18 protein-coding genes are annotated in these 20,165 nt (G+C 68.7%); 9 read left to right on the top strand and 9 right to left on the bottom strand.

Annotated elements, in window-relative coordinates; all coding sequences use genetic code 11:
• Positions 1-45 precede the first annotated feature (45 nt).
• The 5 genes from L107_RS07985 to L107_RS07965 are packed head-to-tail and all read right to left on the bottom strand — an operon-like array spanning position 46 to position 6,597.
• Positions 46-1,203, bottom strand: a complete 1,158-nt coding sequence (locus L107_RS07985) for a PQQ-dependent sugar dehydrogenase (RefSeq protein WP_159817708.1) — start codon at positions 1,201-1,203, stop codon at positions 46-48.
• On the bottom strand, positions 1,176-3,023 hold the full coding sequence (locus L107_RS07980; RefSeq protein ID WP_159817706.1) for an MBL fold metallo-hydrolase: 1,848 nt from the start codon (positions 3,021-3,023) through the stop codon (positions 1,176-1,178). Before L107_RS07980 ends, L107_RS07985 begins: the two co-directional genes overlap by 28 nt.
• A gap of 40 nt (positions 3,024-3,063) precedes the next feature.
• Positions 3,064-4,878: an aspartate kinase gene (locus L107_RS07975; RefSeq protein WP_159817704.1), complete on the bottom strand. Its 1,815-nt coding sequence runs from the start codon at positions 4,876-4,878 to the stop codon at positions 3,064-3,066.
• 28 nt (positions 4,879-4,906) lie between these two features.
• Positions 4,907-5,917 (bottom strand): DNA polymerase III subunit delta, encoded by a 1,011-nt coding sequence (holA, locus tag L107_RS07970; RefSeq protein ID WP_159817702.1) that lies wholly within the window; start codon positions 5,915-5,917, stop codon positions 4,907-4,909.
• Positions 5,917-6,597: a type II toxin-antitoxin system Phd/YefM family antitoxin gene (locus tag L107_RS07965; RefSeq protein ID WP_159817700.1), complete on the bottom strand. Its 681-nt coding sequence runs from the start codon at positions 6,595-6,597 to the stop codon at positions 5,917-5,919. Before L107_RS07965 ends, holA begins: the two co-directional genes overlap by 1 nt.
• A gap of 193 nt (positions 6,598-6,790) precedes the next feature.
• On the opposite strand from L107_RS07965, the gene L107_RS07960 reads away from it, so the two are divergent.
• Positions 6,791-7,456 carry a precorrin-8X methylmutase gene (locus tag L107_RS07960; RefSeq protein ID WP_159817698.1) on the top strand — a complete coding sequence of 222 codons (666 nt, stop codon included), beginning with the start codon at positions 6,791-6,793 and terminating at the stop codon, positions 7,454-7,456.
• Here L107_RS07960 and mutS read toward each other — a convergent pair.
• Positions 7,429-10,299 carry a DNA mismatch repair protein MutS gene (gene mutS / locus L107_RS07955; protein ID WP_159817696.1) on the bottom strand — a complete coding sequence of 957 codons (2,871 nt, stop codon included), beginning with the start codon at positions 10,297-10,299 and terminating at the stop codon, positions 7,429-7,431. The two genes, L107_RS07960 and mutS, sit on opposite strands and share 28 nt — an antisense overlap.
• A 110-nt stretch (positions 10,300-10,409) precedes the next feature.
• Here mutS and ribH point away from each other — a divergent pair, with 110 nt between their 5' ends.
• The 6 genes from ribH (at position 10,410) to L107_RS07925 (ending at position 15,067) form a co-directional block, all read left to right on the top strand.
• Positions 10,410-10,898, top strand: a complete 489-nt coding sequence (gene ribH, locus L107_RS07950; RefSeq protein WP_094584241.1) for a 6,7-dimethyl-8-ribityllumazine synthase — start codon at positions 10,410-10,412, stop codon at positions 10,896-10,898.
• Complete coding sequence (gene rfbA / locus L107_RS07945; protein ID WP_159817694.1) at positions 10,895-11,803, top strand: glucose-1-phosphate thymidylyltransferase RfbA; 909 nt, start codon at positions 10,895-10,897, stop codon at positions 11,801-11,803. The genes ribH and rfbA overlap by 4 nt, the downstream gene beginning before the upstream one ends.
• Complete coding sequence (gene rfbC, locus L107_RS07940) at positions 11,800-12,399, top strand: dTDP-4-dehydrorhamnose 3,5-epimerase (protein WP_159817692.1); 600 nt, start codon at positions 11,800-11,802, stop codon at positions 12,397-12,399. The genes rfbA and rfbC overlap by 4 nt, the downstream gene beginning before the upstream one ends.
• An 87-nt stretch (positions 12,400-12,486) precedes the next feature.
• Positions 12,487-12,675, top strand: a complete 189-nt coding sequence (gene psbZ, locus L107_RS07935) for a photosystem II reaction center protein PsbZ (protein WP_015109823.1) — start codon at positions 12,487-12,489, stop codon at positions 12,673-12,675.
• Positions 12,676-12,887: 212 nt separating this feature from the next.
• Complete coding sequence (locus L107_RS07930) at positions 12,888-14,045, top strand: sugar transferase (RefSeq protein ID WP_236550576.1); 1,158 nt, start codon at positions 12,888-12,890, stop codon at positions 14,043-14,045.
• Between the two features lie 71 nt (positions 14,046-14,116).
• Complete coding sequence (locus L107_RS07925) at positions 14,117-15,067, top strand: GDP-mannose 4,6-dehydratase (protein ID WP_159817690.1); 951 nt, start codon at positions 14,117-14,119, stop codon at positions 15,065-15,067.
• Here the strand turns inward: L107_RS07925 and L107_RS07920 are convergent.
• Positions 15,053-16,012 (bottom strand): glycosyltransferase family 1 protein, encoded by a 960-nt coding sequence (locus tag L107_RS07920; RefSeq protein WP_159817688.1) that lies wholly within the window; start codon positions 16,010-16,012, stop codon positions 15,053-15,055. The two genes, L107_RS07925 and L107_RS07920, sit on opposite strands and share 15 nt — an antisense overlap.
• 113 nt (positions 16,013-16,125) lie before the next feature.
• Here L107_RS07920 and L107_RS07915 point away from each other — a divergent pair, with 113 nt between their 5' ends.
• Entirely contained in the window at positions 16,126-16,956 is an 831-nt protein-coding gene (locus tag L107_RS07915) for a glycosyltransferase (RefSeq protein ID WP_159817686.1), read from the top strand.
• Positions 16,953-18,107, top strand: coding sequence for a glycosyltransferase family 1 protein (locus L107_RS07910; protein ID WP_159817684.1), 1,155 nt, complete (start codon positions 16,953-16,955; stop codon positions 18,105-18,107). Before L107_RS07915 ends, L107_RS07910 begins: the two co-directional genes overlap by 4 nt.
• Here the strand turns inward: L107_RS07910 and L107_RS07905 are convergent.
• Both L107_RS07905 and L107_RS07900 read right to left on the bottom strand, forming a co-directional pair.
• Positions 18,074-18,967, bottom strand: a complete 894-nt coding sequence (locus L107_RS07905) for a glycosyltransferase family 2 protein (RefSeq protein ID WP_159817682.1) — start codon at positions 18,965-18,967, stop codon at positions 18,074-18,076. The two genes, L107_RS07910 and L107_RS07905, sit on opposite strands and share 34 nt — an antisense overlap.
• Positions 18,967-20,163 (bottom strand): glycosyltransferase family 1 protein, encoded by a 1,197-nt coding sequence (locus L107_RS07900; RefSeq protein WP_159817680.1) that lies wholly within the window; start codon positions 20,161-20,163, stop codon positions 18,967-18,969. The genes L107_RS07905 and L107_RS07900 overlap by 1 nt, the downstream gene beginning before the upstream one ends.
• Positions 20,164-20,165: the final 2 nt, after the last annotated feature.

The following is a 20,165-nucleotide window of genomic DNA, read 5'->3' as shown; positions in this document are numbered from 1 at the left end:
TGCGAATGGTGAAGGTTCGATGGCGATTGAACGTTAATCCAGACGTCAGGGCGCTCCTCTGGGCTCGAGACGCAGCAGCTGCCCATCACCGGCCCCGTCCGTGAGCACGTACAGGTAGCCGTCCGGTCCCTGGCGCACATCCCGCACCCGGGCGCCGATGGAAATCTCCTCCTTCGGAGTCACGGTTCCGTCGGGATTCAGGCGCAGCCGATGCACCTGCCGCGACACCAGTCCGCCGGCGAAGAGATCACCGCGCCAGCCCGCATAGCGATCGCCGTCGTAGACCGCCAGGCCGGAGGGGGCGATGGCGGGCGTCCAGACGAGGACCGGATCCCGCAGGCCCGGGGCGCTGGTGGCCGGGGCGATGGGCGGGCCGAAGTACTCGCGGCTGTGGGTCACCCGCGGCCAGCCGTAGTTGACGCCGGCCTCGACCCGGTTGAGCTCGTCGCCATCGCGGGCGCCGTGCTCACTCGCCCAGACCCGGCCCGTGCGGGGATCGAGGGCCATCCCCTGGATGTTGCGGTGCCCGAGACTCCACAGCCCCGGCAGTGCGCCGGGCTGGCCGGCGAAGGGATTGCCCCGGGCCGGGGTGCCGTCCGCCTGGAGCCGCAGCACCTTGCCCAGGGCGCTGAGCGGGTTCTGGGCCTGGGTGCGGATCAGCTGCCCCTCCAGTTCGATCGGGGGATTGCCCCCGTCCCCGATCGCCAGCAGCAGGGTGCGATCCGGGAGCCAGAGCAGGCGGGAGCCGAAGTGCTGGGAGCCGCTCTTGCGCTGCGGCACCGCGTACAGCACCTGCAGCTCGCTGAGGGCCCGGCCGTCGAAACGGGCCCGGGCCAGCCGGGTGTGGTTGGCCTCGGCACTGCCGGCCGCATAGGTGAGATAGATCCAGCGGTTGGCGGCGAAGTCGGGATGGACGGCCACATCCAGCAGGCCCCCCTGGCCGGCGGCCAGCACCTCCGGCACGCCGCGGATCGGCTCGGCCTGCAGCACGCCACCCCGCACCAGGCGCAGCCGGCCCGGCCGCTCCGTGATCAGCAGGTCGCCCCCCGGCAGCCAGGCCACGGCCCAGGGGTGCTCGAGGCCGCCCACCACGGGCACGCTGCGCACCGGGGCGGAGACGGCCGCGCCCTGGCAGCTGCCCAGGACCGGCAGCAGGAGAACAGCGGCCAGCCAGTTCAGGAATGGTGAAGGGCGACGGGCCATGGCTGGGGGGACAGCTCCAGAAGCACCAGGTCGCGCAGGTCGTGGAGCAGGGAGAGTTCGGCGCCGCTGAGCTGACGCGGGCGGGTGTCGATCAGGCACAGTGTGCCCAGACAGGTGCCGTCGTCGAGGATCAGGGGCGAGCCGGCGTAGAAGCGGATCCGGGGCTCCCCCAGCACCAGGGGATTCTCCGCGAAGCGCTCGTCGAGCCAGGTGTCGGCCACCAGCAGGTCCGTGCGCTGGCTGATGGCATGGGCACAGAAGGCCAGGTCGCGGGAGGTCTGGCAGGTGGCCAGGCCATGGCTGGACTTGAACCACTGCCGCTCGGCATCGATCAGGCTGATCAGGGCGATCGGCACATCGAAGGCGGCGGCGGCGATCCGGGTCAGCCGGTCGAACCGTTCCTCCCGCTCCGTATCCAGCAGGCCCAGCTCCGCCAGCCGCCGCAGGCGCCCTTCCTCGTCCTGGGGGGGGCGGGCCCGCTCCCAGCGGCAGGGGGTGCGCAGGCTCCAGGCCCGGAGCCGGGCCCGCAGGTAGCTCTCGGAGACCGGCAGCACCAGCCACTCGCTGACCAGGGGGTCGTCGTGGCGGGCCTGCTCCTCCACGGCCGCCAGCATCACCACGGGGATCTCGGCCGCCGCCGTAGCTGCGGACTCCCGCAGCCGGCGGACCAGGGCGGGGCCATCGCGGACGGGGAGCGCCTGCTCCAGCAGCAGCAGGGAGGCTCCTTCGCGCTCGAGACGCTGCCGCAGATCGGCTTCGCCGCCGCAGACATGGAAGGGCAGGCCCTCCAGGCGCAGGGCGGTGGTGAGGGCCGCCTCCAGGTCCCTGTCCGTCACCCAGACCAGGGCCGGAGGGCCACCGGGATCGTCGCTGAGGGCCCCGGCGCCGGGCGCTTCCCCCGTTTCGGCCCCTGCTTCGGCCGGCGGGGCGCCGGGTGCGGTGTCCGGGGCGCGGGCGGTGGTGCGCAGCACCAACCCCTCCGCAGCCGCCAGCACCTCCAGGGGGGAGCCCCGGTCGGCCAGATCAGCACGCACCCCGGCCAGGATCAGGTCGATGGTCGCGTCGTTGCGCAGGGGGTCGTGGTGGGTGAGCACCAGCCGGGCCACCCCGGCCTCCTCGCAGAGGCGCACCGCGTACTCCACCGAGCTGTGGCCCCAGCCGAGCTTGGCCGGGAACTCCAGGGCCGTGTACTGGGCGTCGTGGATAACCAGGTCGGCCCCCTCGATGAACGCGGCGTAGTGCAGGTCCTGGCCGGAGAGCGGACCGAGGCCGCTGGCCAGGGCGGGGTCGTGGGGTTCGTGGTCGCAGCAGTAGATGACCGTGGCCCCGTCCGCCTGCAGCCGGTAGGCCAGGGTGAGGGCGGGATGGTTGAGCAGGTGGGTCGTGATCGTCACATCCCCGATCCGGAACGTGCCCTCGTGCAGGTCGTGGTAGCGGATCGTGGCGGCGAACTGCTCGAGGGTGACGGGGAAGTAGGCGTGCTGCATCTGGCCGGAGAGCACGCTGCGCAGGCTTCCCGAGAGGCCGCTCGGCCCGAAGACATCCCAGGTGTGGCCAGGGGCGAAGAAGGGGGCGAAGAAGGGAAAGCCCTGGATGTGGTCCCAGTGGGTGTGGCTGATCAGCAGCGACCCCTCCATGCCGTCGGGGCGCTCCTGCATCAGGGCCTGGCCCAGGCCGTGGGCGCCGGTGCCGCAGTCGATCACCAGCAGGGTGCCCCCGTCGGAGCGGACCTCCACGCAGGAGGTGTTTCCGCCGAAGCGGAAGGTGTCCGGGCCGGGCTTGGCGATCGAACCGCGGGTTCCCCAGAACCGAACCAACATGTCCCGTTCCTGGCGGGGTCCCAAGACTAGGAAGCCGCGGTCAGGCTGGCGCTTCCGTCCCCTCGGCCGCGTGCCGCTCGGCGCCGCCGAGGCCGAAGGCCTGGTGCACCGCCTGCAGGGCGCGCACGCCATCGGCCTCCGCCACCACGCAGCTGGTGCGGATCTCGCTGGTGGCGATCAGGGAGATGTTGATGCCCGCGTCGGCCAGGGAACGGAACATCCGCGCCGCCGTGCCGGCGGTGCAGGCCATCCCGGCCCCCACGGCGCTGACCCTGGCGATGGCGGGGCCCTCCTCGAAGCCGGCGCCGTCCCACTGGCGCAGGACCGGGGCCAGGGCCCGCTCCGCCGCCGGCCGGTCGTCGCGCCGCAGGGTGAAGCTCATGTCGCGCCGCCGGTCCTCGGGGCCGCCGTGGGTACGCTCCGACTGCACGATGGCGTCGAGGCTGATGCCCGCATCGGCCAGGGCCCGGCAGATGGCTGCGGCGACCCCCGGCCGGTCGGGCACCCGCCGCACCGACACCTGCACCTGGTCGCGGTCGAGGGCCACCCCCCGCACCGCCGGGTCCCCCAGGTGGCAGGGGGGCGGATCGTGGCGCAGCTGCTGGTCGGAGAGCTCGAAGGCCTCGCCGGCGGCCCGCAGGGCCCGGGCCCCCAGCTGGCCATCCACCACGCAGCTCACCTTCACCTCGCTGGTGGCGATCAGGCGCAGGTTGATGCCGAGGCGGGCCATGGTGTCGAACAGGCGGGCCGCCACCCCCGGCCGACCCAGGATGCCGGCCCCGGCGATGCTGAGCTTGGCCATGCCCGCCTCGGCCGAGAGCTGGGCCCCGTCGGCCCCCATGGCGGCGAGCACCTCCTGGCACACCTGGCGGGCGCGCTCCATCTCCGTCGCCGCCAGGGTGAAGGCGATGTCGTTGCTGGCGCCCTCGTGGATTGCCTGGACGATCAGGTCGACGTTGAGGCCGGCGGCGCCGAGGGCCTCGAACAGGGTGGCGGCCACCCCCGGCCGGTCGGGCACGTGGGAGAGGGCCAGCACCGCCTGGTCGGCCTCGAGCTCCGCCCCGTCCACCGGCCGGCCCAGCTCCAGCCCCTCACTGCCGATCGGGCGGGCCGGACCGCTGGTGAGCCGGGTGCCGGGGGCCTGGCTCCAGCTGGAGCGCACCGTCAGGGGCACCCCGTAGTTGCGGGCGATCTCCACCGCCCGGGGGTGGAGCACCGCGGCCCCGAGGCTCGCCAGCTCCAGCATCTCGTCACAGCTGACGCTCTCCATCAGCTGGGCGTCGCTCACCTTGCGGGGGTCGGTGGTCAGCACCCCGGGCACGTCGGTGTAGATCTCGCAGCCGTCTGCGCCGAGGGCGGCGGCCAGCGCCACGGCCGAGGTGTCGGAGCCGCCCCGGCCCAGGGTGGTGATCTCCGGGGTGCCGGCGTGGCCGCTGCTGGTGCCCTGGAAGCCGGCCACCACCACCACGTGGCCGTCCTCCAGCAGCCGCCGCAGCCGTTCGGTGCGCACCTCCAGGATCCGGGCCCGGCCATGGGCCGATTCGGTGATGATCCCCGCCTGGGTGCCGGTCATCGAGACGGCGGGCACGCCTTCGGCATGGAGGGCCATCGACAGCAGGGCGATCGACACCTGCTCGCCCGTGGCCAGCAGCATGTCCATCTCCCGGCGGGGGGGATCGCTGCAGAGGCTGGCGGCCATGCCGGTCAGCTGGTCGGTGGTGTGGCCCATGGCCGACACGACGATCACCAGCTCGTGGCCCTCCTCGCGGCTCGCGGCGATGCGGCGGGCCACCGCCCGGATCCGCTCGGTGTCCGCCACCGAGGTCCCCCCGAACTTCTGAATCAACAGGGCCATTCCCGCGTTGCCGGCGCATCCGGCCCGATTATCGACGCGGGGCGCTCGCGGGTTGCGCTAGGGCGGCCAGCAGGAAGCCGTCCCGGAAGGCGTCACCGGGGTCGGCACCGCGCTTGAGGGCCGCCTCCACATCAAGCAGGCGGCGCAGCAGGGCCAGCAGCTGCTCGGGGCTGCGGCCGCGGATCTGCTTGCGCATCACGTAGATCCGCTTGGGATTGCCGATCCCCGCGGCCTTGGCGATCACGGCCACGTCCTGTTCGCCGCTGCGCTCCAGCAGGCACACCCACAGCCAGCCCCGGATCTGACTGGCCAGGGCCGCCACGATGCGCAGGGCGGGCTCGCCCACCTCCAGCAGGGCCTCCACCAGGGCGATGGCCTCGGCGGGGTTCTGGGCCAGCAGGGCATCGCCCACGGCCAGGCTGCTGGTCACCTGGCCGCCGATCAGGGCGGCCACCGCCTCGGCCGTGATCGGGCCCCCACCACCGCCACCACTGCCACCGGCATGGAGGGCCAGCTTCTCCAGCTCGCTGGCGAGCCGCATCCCGTCGCTGCCGATCGCTTCGGCCAGGGCCTCGGCCGCCCCCGGCGCCAGGGTCAGGCCCCGGTCCCGGGCGGCGTGCTCCACCCGCTCGATCTGGCCGGCTCCATCCCAGACCGGCGGCAGGGTAAAGGATTGCTCCTCGGCCAGGGTCCGCAGCCGCTTGGTGGTGCGCAGCCGGGCGTCGGGCTTGCCGTCACTGACCAGGAACAGGTGGCAGTCGGGGGGGATCAGCTCGACGGCGGCCTCCAGCTGGGCGGCCAGCTCCGCCGGGCAGGCCTGGCAGAAGGGACTGCGCTGCAGCACCACCACCCGGGCCCCGGCGCCGAAGGGGGGGGTGCGGGCCTCCTCGAGGGCCCGGGCCGCCTGGACGGCATCGGCTCCGTCGAGGCGGCTGAGGTTGATCGACGCCCAGGAGGGATCCACCAGGGCCTCGATCCGGTCCGCCAGGGCCCGCTGCCGGGCGGCCTCGTCGTCGCCCCAGTAGAGGTGGATGGGCATCAGGGCAGGGGCGGGCGTGCCGGCAGGGGCAGGGCGGCGAGCAGGCGGGGGTCCCGGCTGATCATCGCCGTGGCCCCGCCATGCAGGGCCGAGGCCAGCTCCAGGGCGCCATCGGGTCCCAGGGCCGGCCCGCTGCCGGGCCGCTGCAGGCGCGCCGCCGCCAGGGCGACCTGGGGGGGGAGGCTTACCAGGGTCCAGGCCGCGGGATCGCTGAAGACGGCTTCGTAGCGGGCCGCCAGAGTCTCGTCCCCCCGGAGCAGGGGCCCCTCCACCAGCGTCCTCAGGGTGGCCATGCTCAGGACCCCCCGCCAGTGGCCGGCGGCGATCGCGGTGATCAGGGGCTCGTGCCGGCGGCCGCCGGCGTCGCCGCGCAGCCAGGGAATCAGCACCGTGGCGTCGATGGCCACGGCCGACCCGAGGGCCAGGGTGGCGCCGCCGTCCAAGGGCTCGACGGGCCCGCCGCTGCCGGCGGAGGGCGGCCGGTGATCGGGCCAGCAGGCGCGGCCGCTGCCCTTGAGGGCGAGCAGGGCCTGCCGCTGGGCCCGGTGGCGCCGCCACAGGGGGGCCAGGGCGGCCACCGGGTGGCCATGGCGCGCGATCAGGGTGTCCTCGCCGTCGCGGGCCCGATCGAGCCGTTCGGGGAAGCGCTGCCTGGCCTCGAGCACGCCGAGGGTGTGCATGGTGCGCCGGGCCGGAATCGGGTTCTGTACACAACGTACAGGTGTTGGATTCGGATCAGGACGGGCCCTGCCCCTGCCCCCGTTGCTGCTCCTGCCCCGACCGGTGCCTCCCCTAGCCTCGCTGTTTCCCCTCCCGGGCAGCCGGCGGCGGCGGGCGCCGGGGGAGGTTCTGCATCCCAGGGCGCCGCAGGCGATGGACAGCTTCGATTCTTCCGGCTCCGCGGCCCCCCTCGACCACCCGATCTTCCGGGAGAGCGTGCGCCGCATCCGGGGCTGGCTGGGGCCCACCGGCCTGGAGGGGGTGGAGCAGGAGGTTCTCGAGCGCCTGGTGCACAGCAGCGGCGACCTGGCCCTGGCGCCGGACCTGCGCCTCGGACCGGGGGCCTGCGCCGCCGGCCTCCAAGCCCTGGCGGCCGGCGCGCCGATCCTCACCGACACGGCCATGGCCGCGGCGGCCGTGGCGCCCATGGCCCGGCGCACCTTCGCCAATCCGGTGCTGTCGGTGCTGGCGTGGGCGCCGGCGGTGGCCCCTGTCGGCGGCACCCGGGCGGCGGCGGGCATGGAGCGGGCCCTGGTGGAGCACCCCGGAGCGGTGGTGCTGGTGGGCAGCGCTCCCACGGCCCTGGAGCGGCTGCTGGAGCTGGTGGAGGCCGGAACGATCGCGGCGCCGGCCCTGGTGATCGGCATGCCGGTGGGGTTCGTGGGGGTGGCCGAGAGCAAGCGCCATCTCGCCGCCAGCGCCCTCCCCCAGATCCGCCTGGAGGGCAGCAAGGGCGGCGCCGGCCTGGTGGGTGCCGCCGCCAATGCCCTGCTGCGGCGGGCCTGGCTGGATCAGGCCGCCCTGGATCCGCCGCCCTGAAGCCCCACCGCCACATGGCTGTTGGCCTCGATGCGGCCCAGCACCTGGCGGGCCCGCAGCACCACCGAGGCGGGAACCCCCGCCAGCCGGGCGGCCTCGATGCCGTAGCTGCGGCTGGCACCCCCCCGGCAGACCCGGTGCAGGAACACCAGGTCGTTGCCGGTCTCCTCCACCAGCACCTGGGCATTGCCCACGTTGGGCAGCAGCTCGGCGAGCTCGTTGAGCTCGTGGTAATGGGTGGCGAAGATGGTGCGGGCACCGATGCCCTCGGCCAGGTGCTCGGCCACGGCCCAGGCGATCGAGAGGCCGTCGAAGGTGGCCGTGCCCCGGCCGATCTCATCGAGCAGCACCAGGGAGCGGGGGCTGGCGTGGTGAAGGATGTTGGCGGTCTCGGCCATCTCCACCATGAAGGTGGACTGGCCGCTGGCCAGGTCGTCCACCGCCCCCACCCGGGTGAAGATGCGGTCGGCGATGCCGAGCCGGGCGGAGCGGGCCGGGATCCAGCTGCCGATCTGGGCCATCAGCTGCAGCAGGCCGCTCTGGCGCAGATAGCAGCTCTTGCCGCTGGCATTGGGGCCGGTGAGGACGATCAGGTCGGGCGCCGGGGAGCCGTCGGGGCCGGGGGCCGCCAGGTGCAGGTCGTTGGCGGTGAAGGAGGCGTCGACCAGCAGCTGTTCCACCACCGGATGGCGCCCCGCCTCGATCACCAGCTCGCGCCCCTCGCTGAGCTCGGGCCGGCAGTAGCCGCCGGTGGCCGCCACCTCCGCCAGGGAGGCCAGGGCATCCAGTTCCGCCACCCGCCGGGCGGCCGCCCGCACGGGCCCGGCCGCTTCCCCCACGCGGCGGCGCAGCTCGCAGAACAGCTCGTACTCCCGCTGGCAGGCCCGGGCCCGCAGCTGCAGGATCCGGCCTTCGCGGCCCTTCAGCTCCGGGGTGACGAAGCGTTCCTCGTTGGCCAGGGTCTGGCGGCGGATCCAATGATCCGGAACGGCGGCGGCCCGGGCGCGGCTCACCGCCAGGAAGTAGCCGAAGGTGCGGTGGTACTGGAGGCGCAGGTTGGGGTTGCCGCTGGCCCGCCGCTCGATCGCCTCCTGCCGGGAGAGCCAGGCCTCCTGGTCGTCGAGCTGGTTGCGCAGGCCGTCGAGCACCGGATCGACCCCGTCGTGGAGCAGCCCGCCTTCACTCAGCGACAGGGGCGGCGTGTCGATGAGGTGGTGGCGCACTTCCTCGGCCAGGGCGGCCAGCTCGGGCCAGGGACCCCTGAGGGCCGCCAGGGGACCGCTGCGGCAGGACGCCACCAGGGCCGCCAGTCGGGGCAGCCGCTCGAGGCCGTCGGCCAGGGACACCAGGTCGCGGGCGGAGGCGCTGCCGGCGCCGGCCCGCCCCGCCAGCCGCTCCAGATCCCCCATGGGCCGCAGCAGCCGGCGCAACCCCAGCCGCAGGGGCCGCTGCTCCACCAGCTCGCTCACCGCCTCCTGCCGCTCCAGGATCGCGGCCCGGTCCACCAGGGGGGCCTCGATCCAGCGACGCAGGCAGCGGCCGCCCATGGCGGTGGCGGTGCGATCGAGGGCCCAGAGCAGGGAGCCCTGCAGGGCGCCGCCCAGCTGGGTGCGGGTGAGCTCCAGGTTGCGGCGGGTCTGGGCATCGAGCACCAGCTGGTCGCCGGCGTGCCAGAGCCGGGGCCTCTCCAGCGGGATGGCGGCGGCGCCCTCCGCCTCTGCGGCCGCCGGGCCGGGTTCGGGCGCCGGCTGGGTGGTGTCCAGGTAGGCCAGCAGGCCCCCGGCGGCCCGCAGCGCCAGGAGTGCCTCCCCCAGCCCCAGGCCATCGAGGCTGGCCAGGCGGAAGCGGCGGCGCAGCAGGGCGGCGGCTTCGGTGGCGCCGAAGGGGGTGCGGGCCAGGGCGGTGAGCCTCAGCCCCTCGGGACACCAGGGCGGCGCCTCCTCCGGGCCGGGCCACACCACTTCGGCGGGCTCCAGCTGCAGCAGCTCCTGGTGCAGGCTGCCGCTGCCCGTGCGCTCGGTCACCCGGAACTCGCCGGTGCTGACGTCGGCGACGGCCAGGCCCCAGCGGCCGGCGTGGCTGCCGTCCCCGTCCAGGACCACAGCGCAGAGCCAGTTGTTGCGGCGGGCCGCCAGCATGCCCTCCTCCAGCACCGTGCCGGGGGTCAGCACCCGGGTGATGCCCCGGCGCAGCAGGGCCCCCTTGGCGGGGGTCGCCTCCAGCTGGTCGCAGAGGGCCACGCTGAGGCCGCGGCGCACCAGGTCGGCGCAGTAGCGCTCGGCGGCGTGGTGGGGGATGCCCGCCATCGGCACCCGGCCCAGGGCCTTGCCGGCGTCCTTGCCGGTGAGGGTGAGCTCCAGCAGGCGCGAGAGCAGGATCGCGTCCTCGAAGAAGAACTCGTAGAAGTCGCCCAGGCGGTAGAGCAGCACCCGGTCTGGGTGGGCCGCCTTCAGCTCCACGTAGTGCCGCAGCACCGGCGTGAGCGCCGCCGGGTCCACCAGGGAATGGTGGTGCCAGCGGGGCAGGTCGCCATCGGGCTCCGGGCCGGCGTTGCCGGGCGCCGCCGGGGCGCCGTTGGGGTCGCCAGCGCTCGGGTCACCGGCCTGCTCGCCGTCGGACTCGAGGGCGGCCGCCGCCGCCGCGGGCCGTTGGCGGCGGCGGCGGGGCCGGGCGCTGGCATCGGCCAGCAGGGCCTGGTCGTCCGGGGCGCCCTCGTCGGCAGCGGAAGCCGACACCGACGCCGGCAAGGGAGAGGCCACCGGCTCGGGTGCGCCCCCGAACAGGTCCCCCTGCAGGGCCGGATCGTCCGCGAGCGAGAGCTGCTGCTGGACTTCCCTGGCCATGGGTCCGCCGTCAGGAGCGTTCCGATCGTAGGGGGACCGGGCCGGGGGGCTGGCCGGGTCGGCCCTGGTGCTGCTCAACTGGGGCATGAGCTTGTTCGTGGTCTGACCCCTTGACGGTTTTCGAAGGTCGCTTCACCGATGTCGCCGGTCTGCGGATCGGGCTGGTGATCGCCCGCTTCAACGATCTGGTGACCGGCAAGCTGCTCAGCGGCTGCCTGGATTCCCTCTCCCGCCACGGCATCGACGTCAGCCCCGAGAGCACCCAGCTCGACGTGGCCTGGGTGCCGGGCAGCTTCGAGATCCCCCTGGTGGCCCAGCGGCTGGCCGCCAGCGGCCGCTACCAGGTGGTCATCACCCTGGGGGCCGTGATCCGGGGCGACACCCCCCACTTCGATGTGGTGGTGGCCGAGGTGAGCAAAGGCGTGGCCGCCGTGGCCCGCGACACCGGCGTGCCGGTGATCTTCGGGGTGCTCACCACCGACACCCTGCAGCAGGCCCTGGAGCGGGCCGGCATCAAGAGCAACCTGGGCTGGAGCTACGGCCTCCAGGCCCTGGAGATGGGCAGCCTGATGGCCGCGCTGCCGCAGCCGACGCCATGAAGCGCAAGGGACTGATCCTGGCGGGAGGCAGCGGCACGCGCCTGGCCCCCCTCACCACCGCCGTCAGCAAGCAGCTGGTGCCGGTGTACGACAAGCCGATGATCTACTACCCGCTCAGCACCCTGATGCTGGCGGGCATCCGCGAGGTGCTGGTGATCACCACCCCCACCGACCGGTCCGCCTTCGAGCGGCTGCTGGGGGACGGAACCGGCTGGGGCATGGAGATCCGCTATGCGGTGCAGCCCAGTCCCGACGGCCTGGCCCAGGCGTTCCTGATCGGCGGCGATTTCCTCGACGGCGCCCCGGCGGCCCTGGTGCTGGGCGACAACCTGTTCCATGGGCACGACCTGATCCCCCAGCTGCAGGGGGCCAACGGCGCGCGGCCGGGGGCCACGGTGTTCGCCTACCCGGTGAGCGATCCGGAGCGCTACGGGGTGGTGGAGTTCAGCGGCGACGGCCGGGTGCTGAGCATCGAGGAGAAGCCGGCCCGGCCGCGCAGCCGCTATGCGGTCACGGGCCTGTACTTCTACGACCACACCGTGGTGGAGCGGGCCCGCCAGGTGCGCCCCTCGCCGCGGGGCGAGCTGGAGATCACCGACCTCAACCAGCTGTATCTCGATGAAGGCCTGCTGCGGGTGGAGCTGATGGGCCGCGGCATGGCCTGGCTGGACACCGGCACCCCCGATTCCCTGCACGAGGCCGCCAGCTACATCCGCACCCTCGAGAAGCGCCAGGGCCTCAAGGTGGGCTGCCCGGAGGAGGTGGCCTGGCGCCTGGGCTGGATCGACCACGGCCAGCTGGAGCGGCTGGCCCTGCCCCTGAAGAAATCCGGCTACGGCGACTACCTGCTGCGCCTGCTGCAGGAGGCCGCCAGCGACCACCAGGCCCTGGAGCCCCAGCGATGAACGTGCAGTTCCTGGCCATCGACGGCCCCCTGCTGCTCACCCCGGCCGTCTACGCCGATGAGCGCGGCTGGTTCAGCGAGAGCTGGAACCGGCGCCGCTTCGCCGAGGCCCTGGGGCGGGAGGACGCCGACGCCCCCGAGTTCGTGCAGGACAACCACTCCCGCTCCGTGCAGGGGGTGCTGCGGGGCCTGCATTTCCAGCGGGCGCCGCACCCCCAGGGCAAGCTCGTGCGTTGCACCGTCGGCGAGGTGTTCGATGTGGCCGTCGACCTGCGCCGGGACTCCCCGACCCTGGGCCAGTGGGTGGGCGAGCGGCTCAGCGCCGACAACCAGCACCAGCTCTGGGTGCCGGTGGGCTTCGCCCATGGCTTCCTGACCCTGAGCGCGGTGGCCGAGGTGCAGTACAAGACCGCCGGCTACTGGAGCCGGGAGTGCGAGCGCTCCCTGGCCTGGAACGACCCGGCCATCGGCATCGACTGGCCCCTGCAGGAGCTGCCGGCGCCCCACCAGCCCCTGCTGGCCCCCAAGGACGCCGCCGCCCCCGGTCTGGGGGCCCTGGCGGCCGCCGGGGATCTGTTCGTGCCCGACAACGTGTGAAGGATGGCCGCCGCAGGCGGGCAGGGTCCCGCTCTGCATGGCAGGATCCCCCACGCTGCCTGATCCGGCCTCGAGCCTTCCTGCCCCATGCAGATCCTCAACACCCTCACCGTTCTGGCCCTGGTGGTGCTCTCCTTCGCCCTGATCGTGGCGGTGCCGGTGCTGTACGCCAGCACCGAGGACAGCGGCCGCTCCAACCGCCTGATCCTGATCGGCGGTGCCGCCTGGGTGGCCCTGGTGCTGGTCAACTGGGGCATGAGCCTGCTTGTGGTCTGAGGGCGGCGGGAAGCCTGTTGATCCATGGACAGACGCCAGCGGCCCCTTCATCACTTCGGGCCTCTGACGGATTGTGGTGCAGAAAACCCAATGCTCCGTCTTGGCTGGCCAATGGGAACCGGCCATGGAGTTGAGTACGAAGATTGTTCTCCAGGGGCCCGAGGGCGAACCCTGAGGTCGTCCTCATGGAACGCCCTCAAGTTTGCCACCCGATGGTCTGGGTCGCCTCGTCTTGCATCAAGTCAATGAAGCGGTGGGAGATTGGATTGTTCTGGAACAAGCCTCGTCAGGTCTTGACTGTCTGTGCCGGTCTCGATCTTCTGGGAGTCGTGGTTGTTGCCATGATTGCAGATTCCACGGGAATGGCCGATCTGCTGAGCCATCCCGAGGGCCTTCTCGGTTTTGGATGCGTCTATATCTTTTTTAGCTGGCTGTTTGGCGGATATACCCTTCTGCGTTGGACACGGCTTCACCCCGGTCAGGTGGCGCTGCGCCTCGTCATGACCGGCTTGGCCACACTGCTGGTCATCATCCTGGTGGCCTGGGTCATGAACGTTCCCAACACGCTCACCCTGTTCCATCGACGCTCCCAGGTGTCGTTGCTTTGCGGGCTGACCGTCTGGGCACTGTTGGCGCGGCTCCTCCTGAGAGGGCTGGTTCGCCAGCGGCAACGCACCTTTCCGACGGAGTCGGAAAAGGCCGAGCAACAGCAGCAACGTTTGTTGCCGGCCCATCTTCCGGAGGAGGCTCTCACCCTCCATGACATTCCCTGGTCCGACACCTTGAGTGTGCAGCGCCAGCTCAAGCGTGCGGCTGATATCGCCGTGGCTCTCATCCTGATTCTGGTTACCCTGCCGCTGATGCTCTTGGCTGGTCTGCTGATCTGGATGGAGGACCGGGGACCGGTGTTCTTTGTCCAGTCCCGCAGTGGTCTGATGGGGAGGACCTTTCTGCTCTACAAACTGCGGACGATGCGTGAGGCGGTCCCGGAAGATCCGCCGAGCTGGACGATTCGGGGGGACGCGCGCATCACCAGGATCGGCTGGTTTTTACGCAGGGTCAGGCTCGACGAACTTCCCCAGTTGGTGAATGTGCTCAAGGGGGATATGAGCCTGATCGGGCCACGCCCCGAGCTTCCCCAATTGGAAGAACAGCTTGAGGCACGCATCCCCCATTACCGCAAGCGTCATTGGATGCCCCCCGGGCTGAGCGGCTGGGCTCAGGTTTGCGCCCCCTACGCGGCCAGTGTGGAGGAAGCGGAGCTCAAACTCAGCTACGATCTCTACTATCTGCGTCACTGGGGCACGGGGCTCGATCTGTTGATCCTGCTGAAGACCATCAAGACCATCCTCAAGGCCAAAGGAAGGTGATCTCATCCTTGATATTGCCCAATTGTGCCGAAGCCAGGCCCTATGGTTGATTCCATTGATGGGGTCGCGACTTGAAAGCCCTCGTTTTCGGCTGCACTGGCCAAGATGGTTCGCTGCTTTGTCGCTCCTTGCTGCGCCAAGGCATTCACGTCATCGGCGTATCTCGCTCCAGCAACCCTAATCTTTCAACGCATCAGCAGCTTGGCATAGCCAATGCCGTAGAGCTCACCACTGCCGATCTCTGCGACTTTCGGGAGATCCTGGAGTTGGTGGCCCTCCATAACCCTGATGAGATCTACAATCTTGCGGCCCAGTCTTCGGTGGGACTGTCTTTTCAGCAGCCAGTCGATACGTTCAATAGCATCATCAATGGTACGATCAATCTGTTAGAGGTCGTGCGGTTTTCCGGGTCGGGTTGCCGTATGTATTTTGCTGGCAGTAGTGAGATTTTTGGAAATACCACCCAGCCCGCTGATGTGACGTCACCACGGCAACCCCTCAGTCCTTATGCGATCGCCAAAGACGCCAGTTTCAATACCGTCAATGTGTACCGGCAGGCCTATGGAATGAAGTGCGTCACTGGCATTCTCTTCAACCATGAGTCCCCCTATCGATCCTCCACGTTTGTCACCCGTAAGATTGTTGAGGGGGCATTGCGCTGTCGCCTGGATCCTGATCACAAGCTGCGGCTTGGAAATCTCTCGGTTTCTCGGGATTGGGGATGGGCCGAGGAGTACGTCGAAGCAATCCAGTTGATCCTCAGGGCGGAGCGCCTTGAGGATCAGGTCATCTGTACGGGCCGCGCGGTGACTCTTGAATACTTCGTTGATCGGGTTTTCGGAGAGCTTGGTATGGATTGGCACAGCCACGTCACGCTGGTGGAGGAGTTGTTGCGGCCTTCCGAGATCGAGTTCAGCGTCGGTAATCCCCAGCCAATGCAAGCGACGCATGGCTGGCGTGCCCGCAAAGATGTTGATGGAGTGATCACGGCGCTGCTTGCTAGTGTGTCAGTCGCTGGCTAAAAGCGAACGGTAAGCCGTCTCGTGCTCCCGGAGCAGCCGGCCCGCTCCGAACCATGCACGCAGACTCCCATACTCCTGGCCGGAAAGGGTCTCGCGTGGCCGGGACAGGGGTGCAGTGGCGGCCGCATCAAGCTGCTCCGCCCAGGCTTCTGCATTCAGAGCGGGCACCAGGTTGGCAAATCGGCCTCCGACCTCACGGTGGACTTCGATGTCCGAGGCGATTACAGGGGTGTTGCAGGCGAGCGCCTCGATCAGCGGCAGGGAGAAGCCCTCAGCCATGGACGGGACCAGTACCGCTTCGGCATGCCGATAGAGCCAGGCCAGGGTTTCGTCATCGGCCGTCGTTTGGAGGAGTCCGTCTTCCAGCCGGTTGTTGCGGATCCATCGGCGCTCCTCCGGCCGCCACCCCCCCCCTCCAGCGCAGACCAGGAGCGGCACGGGTCGATCCCGGAGCCGGGCCAGGCCCCTCAGCAGGGTCAGGCCGTTCTTGTAGGCGTGGCGCTTGCCCACCATCAGCCAGAAGCGCCGGCCTAGCAAGCTGGCCACGGGCCGGACCGGTACGGTGTCGATGGCTGTGGCCAGATGAATCACCCGGATGGGGCAGGTCAGCCGGGGTTGAAAAAAGGCAAGATCGTCCGCGCTGGCCGCGCTGATGCTGATGACCAGGTCGGAGGCTGCCAGCCAGCTGGCTTTGTTGGCGTGTGGAGAGCGCAGGCCGGGCAGAAAAAAATGTTCTGGATGGCGCTCTGGAATCATGTCGAACAGACTGCTCACTAGTTTCTGGCGACCCCGGCGGTGATACGGACGACCCGCATAGAAGGTGGCATGGACCACGTCCGGCCTCTGCCACCTCGCCTCAATGACCTTGAATCCCTCGCGGTCGGAAAGCCCGGCCTCCAGCTCACGAAAGTACCGGCAGATTCCCCCCTGGCGCTGGCGGCGCATGATCTGTCGATCGAATCTGATGCGAAGTGGGCGTTGTGCAGAGGCCGTTCCCAATGGTGCCCTGAGGAGGATCATTGCCTGAGGCTATCGTTCGTGCTGCCTGGCCCCAGGGGATGTCGCACCCACTGCCGATACTGACGGTGATCACGCCATGTCTCAATGCGGCAAAAACCATTGACGATACCTTGGCATCTGTCGCCCGAGCCGCAGAGGCCTGCGTGGCGCGAGGCGCCCGACTTGAGCATGTCGTTGTCGATGGCGGCTCAACAGATGGAACCCTAGACAAGGTGAGGCTTCATCAGGCTGATGTCCCCTTCTGTACGTTGCTTCGGAATGTTGATGGTGGTCCGTATGCAGCGATGAATGCCGGACTTGCCCTGGCCACTGGACACTACAGTCACATTCTCAATGCGGACGACATCCTGCTGGATGTGGAGGGCTATGTGGACGCCGTGCATGCTGCCCGAAACAACAGCATGGATGTTATCTTGTGCTCCATCATCTATTTTCGACGGCCTGGTCGGCAGTGGTTGCATCCGTGGCTGGTGGAACCGTTGCCCGCCTGCCATGACGTCTGGTTAGGACATCTGAGACGAGGCTTGCATTATCCCCATCCAGGCTTCATTGCCCGGACGGATTTGTATCGTGCAGAGAGCTTCGATATGCGCTTCAGCTTGTCTGCTGATTACAAACTGATGCAGAGTCTGCTGCTGGGCCCAGAGTTGGAGGGTCGTGTCGCTGTCTCGAGCAAGCCGCTCATTGGCATGGCGGAAGGTGGCGCCAGCGCTGGTTGGCGATCTGTTTGGGCCGGCCGCAGCCAACTGGCCGAGATCAATGGGCAGCTGGGGATCAGCGCACCTGCCTGGCGTCGCTATGGGGCAAAGATGTGGCAGAGGTTGCAGGCCAGGCTCCTCGGAGCGGTGGACGCACGGAGGTTGGGATGAAGATTGCTTTCGATGTGAGTCAGGTGGGGCCAGGTAAGGCTGGGTGCGGATTTTATGCAGCCTCGCTCATGGATGGTTTGCTCGCCGCCGGATCGAACCACAGCTTCACGCTGCTGACCAGTTTCGGCGACTTCTATCACAATGCGTCGATGGCCTTCGCCTTCCCCTGGAGATCCAGCGGTGTGACATATGGGCCCCGTCATCTACGGCGCAGTGATGCTGAGCGATTCTGGCGATCAGAAGCGCAGGTCAAGCACTTTCTTGAGGCCCATGATCTCTGTCATGCCAACAATTTCTGGTCGCCTCCCTGGCCGATCCAATCGCGGCTTATCTATACCCTCTATGACATGAGCTTTGCGGAACATCCAGGCTGGAATCGCAGCAAGAACCGGCTCGGTTGTTTTAACGGAGTCCTCAATGCGGCGCTCTATGCCGACGGGTTCGTCGCGATCTCAGAGTCTACCAAGAGAGCCTTTCTGCATCACTTCCCCCATGTGGAGCCTGACCGAATCAGGGTCATCTATCCTGCGTCCCGCTTTGACCAGCCTGGTTTTCAGGTCACTCCCCAGCGGCCGTCCGCCGCAGTGTTCGCCACCCAGCAGCCCTTCCTGTTGTCGGTGGGAACGCTGGAGCCTCGCAAGAACCAGCGGTTCCTTGTGGATGTCTATCAGCGCTTCAGGGAGCGTGGTGGGCCTGCGGTCCCCCTCGTGCTTGCCGGCGGGAGGGGCTGGCTGATGGAGGATTTCGTGGGCGCCCTGAAGTCATCTCCATGGGGCCAGGATATTCACTGGCTTGGATTTGTCAGCGAAGCCGAGCTGGCTTGGCTCTACGGTCACTGCCTTGCCATGCTGTACCCCAGCCACTACGAGGGGTTTGGTCTACCCGTTCTAGAGGCCATGGCCTTGGGGGCTGCGGTGGTCAGTTCCAATCGCACATCGATGCCCGAGATTGTGGGCGACGGGGGAATCCTCCTGGCACCAGACGACCGTGATGGTTGGGTTGAGGCGCTCGAGGCTCTCTGTGCGGATTCCAGCCGACGCCTGACGCTCTCCTCGGCGGGCCGGCGGCGTGCCCGTTTCTTCGACTGGCAGCGCAGCACGCGCCAGCTTCTGGATCTTTATGACGAGGCGCTGCAGACGCGGGCTGCATGACGCCGTCGGATTTGAGCGTATTCCCAGAGGGCCGCCACTCCAGGCCTGCGGTTCCAGTGCCATTGGCTGCGCAAGACATTGGCCATCAGGCCAACGGCGAAGCGGCCTGGGAAGCGCTGTTCATCAATCGAGGCCAAGGTGCGGTAGCGCGCCTCCGCATAGACCCAACGGAGTGGAACTGATCCTTCCAGCGTATGGAACATCCGGGCAATCTCGCGATGGACAGCGGCTCGGTCTCGCAGGGTTTTGTTGCTGGCATAGAGCCTTGAGCCCGCGAGTTTTCGAGGCAGGAACCGGAACCGACAACCATGGGCCGCTAGTCGGAGCCAGTAGTTGTAGTCCATGCAGTAATGCAGGTTGGGATCCAGGACTCCAACCCGGCCCACAACCCGTCGCCGGAAGAACAAGGCCGGCTGACAAATGAAGCAATCGTGGCGCAGCCATTCGGGGTCCCATGGTGCCGTGGGATAGGCCTCGAAGGGATTGTCGAACACGTCGATGTGATCGGCCTCTCCGTAGACAACATCCAGATCGGGGTCGGCGGCAAATGCCGCGGCGATGCTTTCGAAGGCCTCTGGATAGTAGATATCATCTGAATTGATCCAGCCAATGACCTCTCCAGTAGCCGACCATAAACCCTGATTGACAGCATCGGCCTGCCCACCGTCGGGGCGGGAGACCCAGCGAACCCTGCTCCCAGCAGCCCGCAAGATCTCAACGCTTCGATCCGTGCTGCCACCGTCATAGACGAGATGCTCGATCACGGGATGGCTCTGGTTGCTCACACTGGCGAGCATCCGCTCAAGAAAGTCTCCTTGCTGATAGGATGGGGTGATGATACTGATGGATACTGGGCACATCATGTGGCAGGAAAACCCTTCAGGGCATCATGAAATAACTCCCAGTAACTGTTTGCCATGGTCCCTGGGCTCGTATACCTGGACGACTGAACTCTTCCCTTCTGAATGCAGGTTGCGCGCAGCTCTTTCTCGAGGCTGAGTCGGCACATTGCAGTGGCGATTTCTCCCGGATGGCCGGGATCAAAGAGCAGGGCCGCGTCGCCGGCCACTTCCGCAAGGGCGGTGGTGGAGCTGCAGGCCACGGGAACACCTAGGGCCATGGCTTCGATCACCGGCATGCCAAAGCCTTCGTACAGAGAAGGGAACACAACGGCTAGGCTGTGCGCATACAGGCTGTCAAGGTGCTGAGCGGCAACGAATCCAGTCATCTTGACCGATGGACTGATCCTGAGCCCTTCCGCCACCGCCTCCAGCCGTTGTCGGCGATTGAGATCCTCCCCGGTGCAGACCAGCTGGATATCATCGGGCAGACCACTGTGCTTCGCCATCGCGAAGGCTGTCAACAGCAGTTCGTGGTTCTTATGGTGCCAGAGATTTGCGGGATACAGGAAATACCGGCCATGTTCCAACCCATGGGACAGCGGAGTGGCTGCCAGATCTTCGTTCTGTGGTCGACGAATCTGTATGGGAATGGTCCTGACCCTATCCGGATTCACTCCGGCGGCGATTGCTGTGTCGCGTGTGAAGTCTGAGATCGCAGCGATACGGGTGGAGCGCCTTGCCTGGCGCCGGAAGTTTCTCAGCCGTTCCCGACGATCCGCTGGGGGAAAGAACTCTGGATAGGCCAGCATCTGCAGGTCGTAGAGGATGGAGACGAGCGGAAGCTGTGGGCGCCGGAGTCGAGTGATGCCGAACGGACAGAACAGCAGCTGGGCTTGGGGGTGCTCTGGCTGGAAGCTTCGGCCAAGCCTGCTTTTCACGCCCGCCAGGCGGCGAGAGCCCAGCCATCGGTTCCCCGCATAGCCCGGCTTCTGGGTCAGGAGTTGCAGATTGGGGAGGCAGAGGGCCTCGAGTTCACCACTCGCCGCGGGGGTACAGCACGCCGTCATCAGGACGGTCGGGTGCCGATGGCACAACTCCACCAGAAGATCCAGCACGAAGGGTTTGGCACCCCCGTTGGCCCCCCCCGGCAGCAGCGGCAACAGATCGATCAGAAGATGGTTTAGCCGATCTGGGCTGGTCTGCGGGGTATCCATTG

This window comes from Cyanobium sp. Copco_Reservoir_LC18 (assembly GCF_009834675.1).
In the GTDB taxonomy this organism is placed as follows: Bacteria; Cyanobacteriota; Cyanobacteriia; order PCC-6307; family Cyanobiaceae; genus Cyanobium; species Cyanobium minutissimum.
The sequence above is the reverse complement of the archived record's forward strand: the minus strand, read 5'-3'. Positions and strand labels throughout refer to the sequence as shown.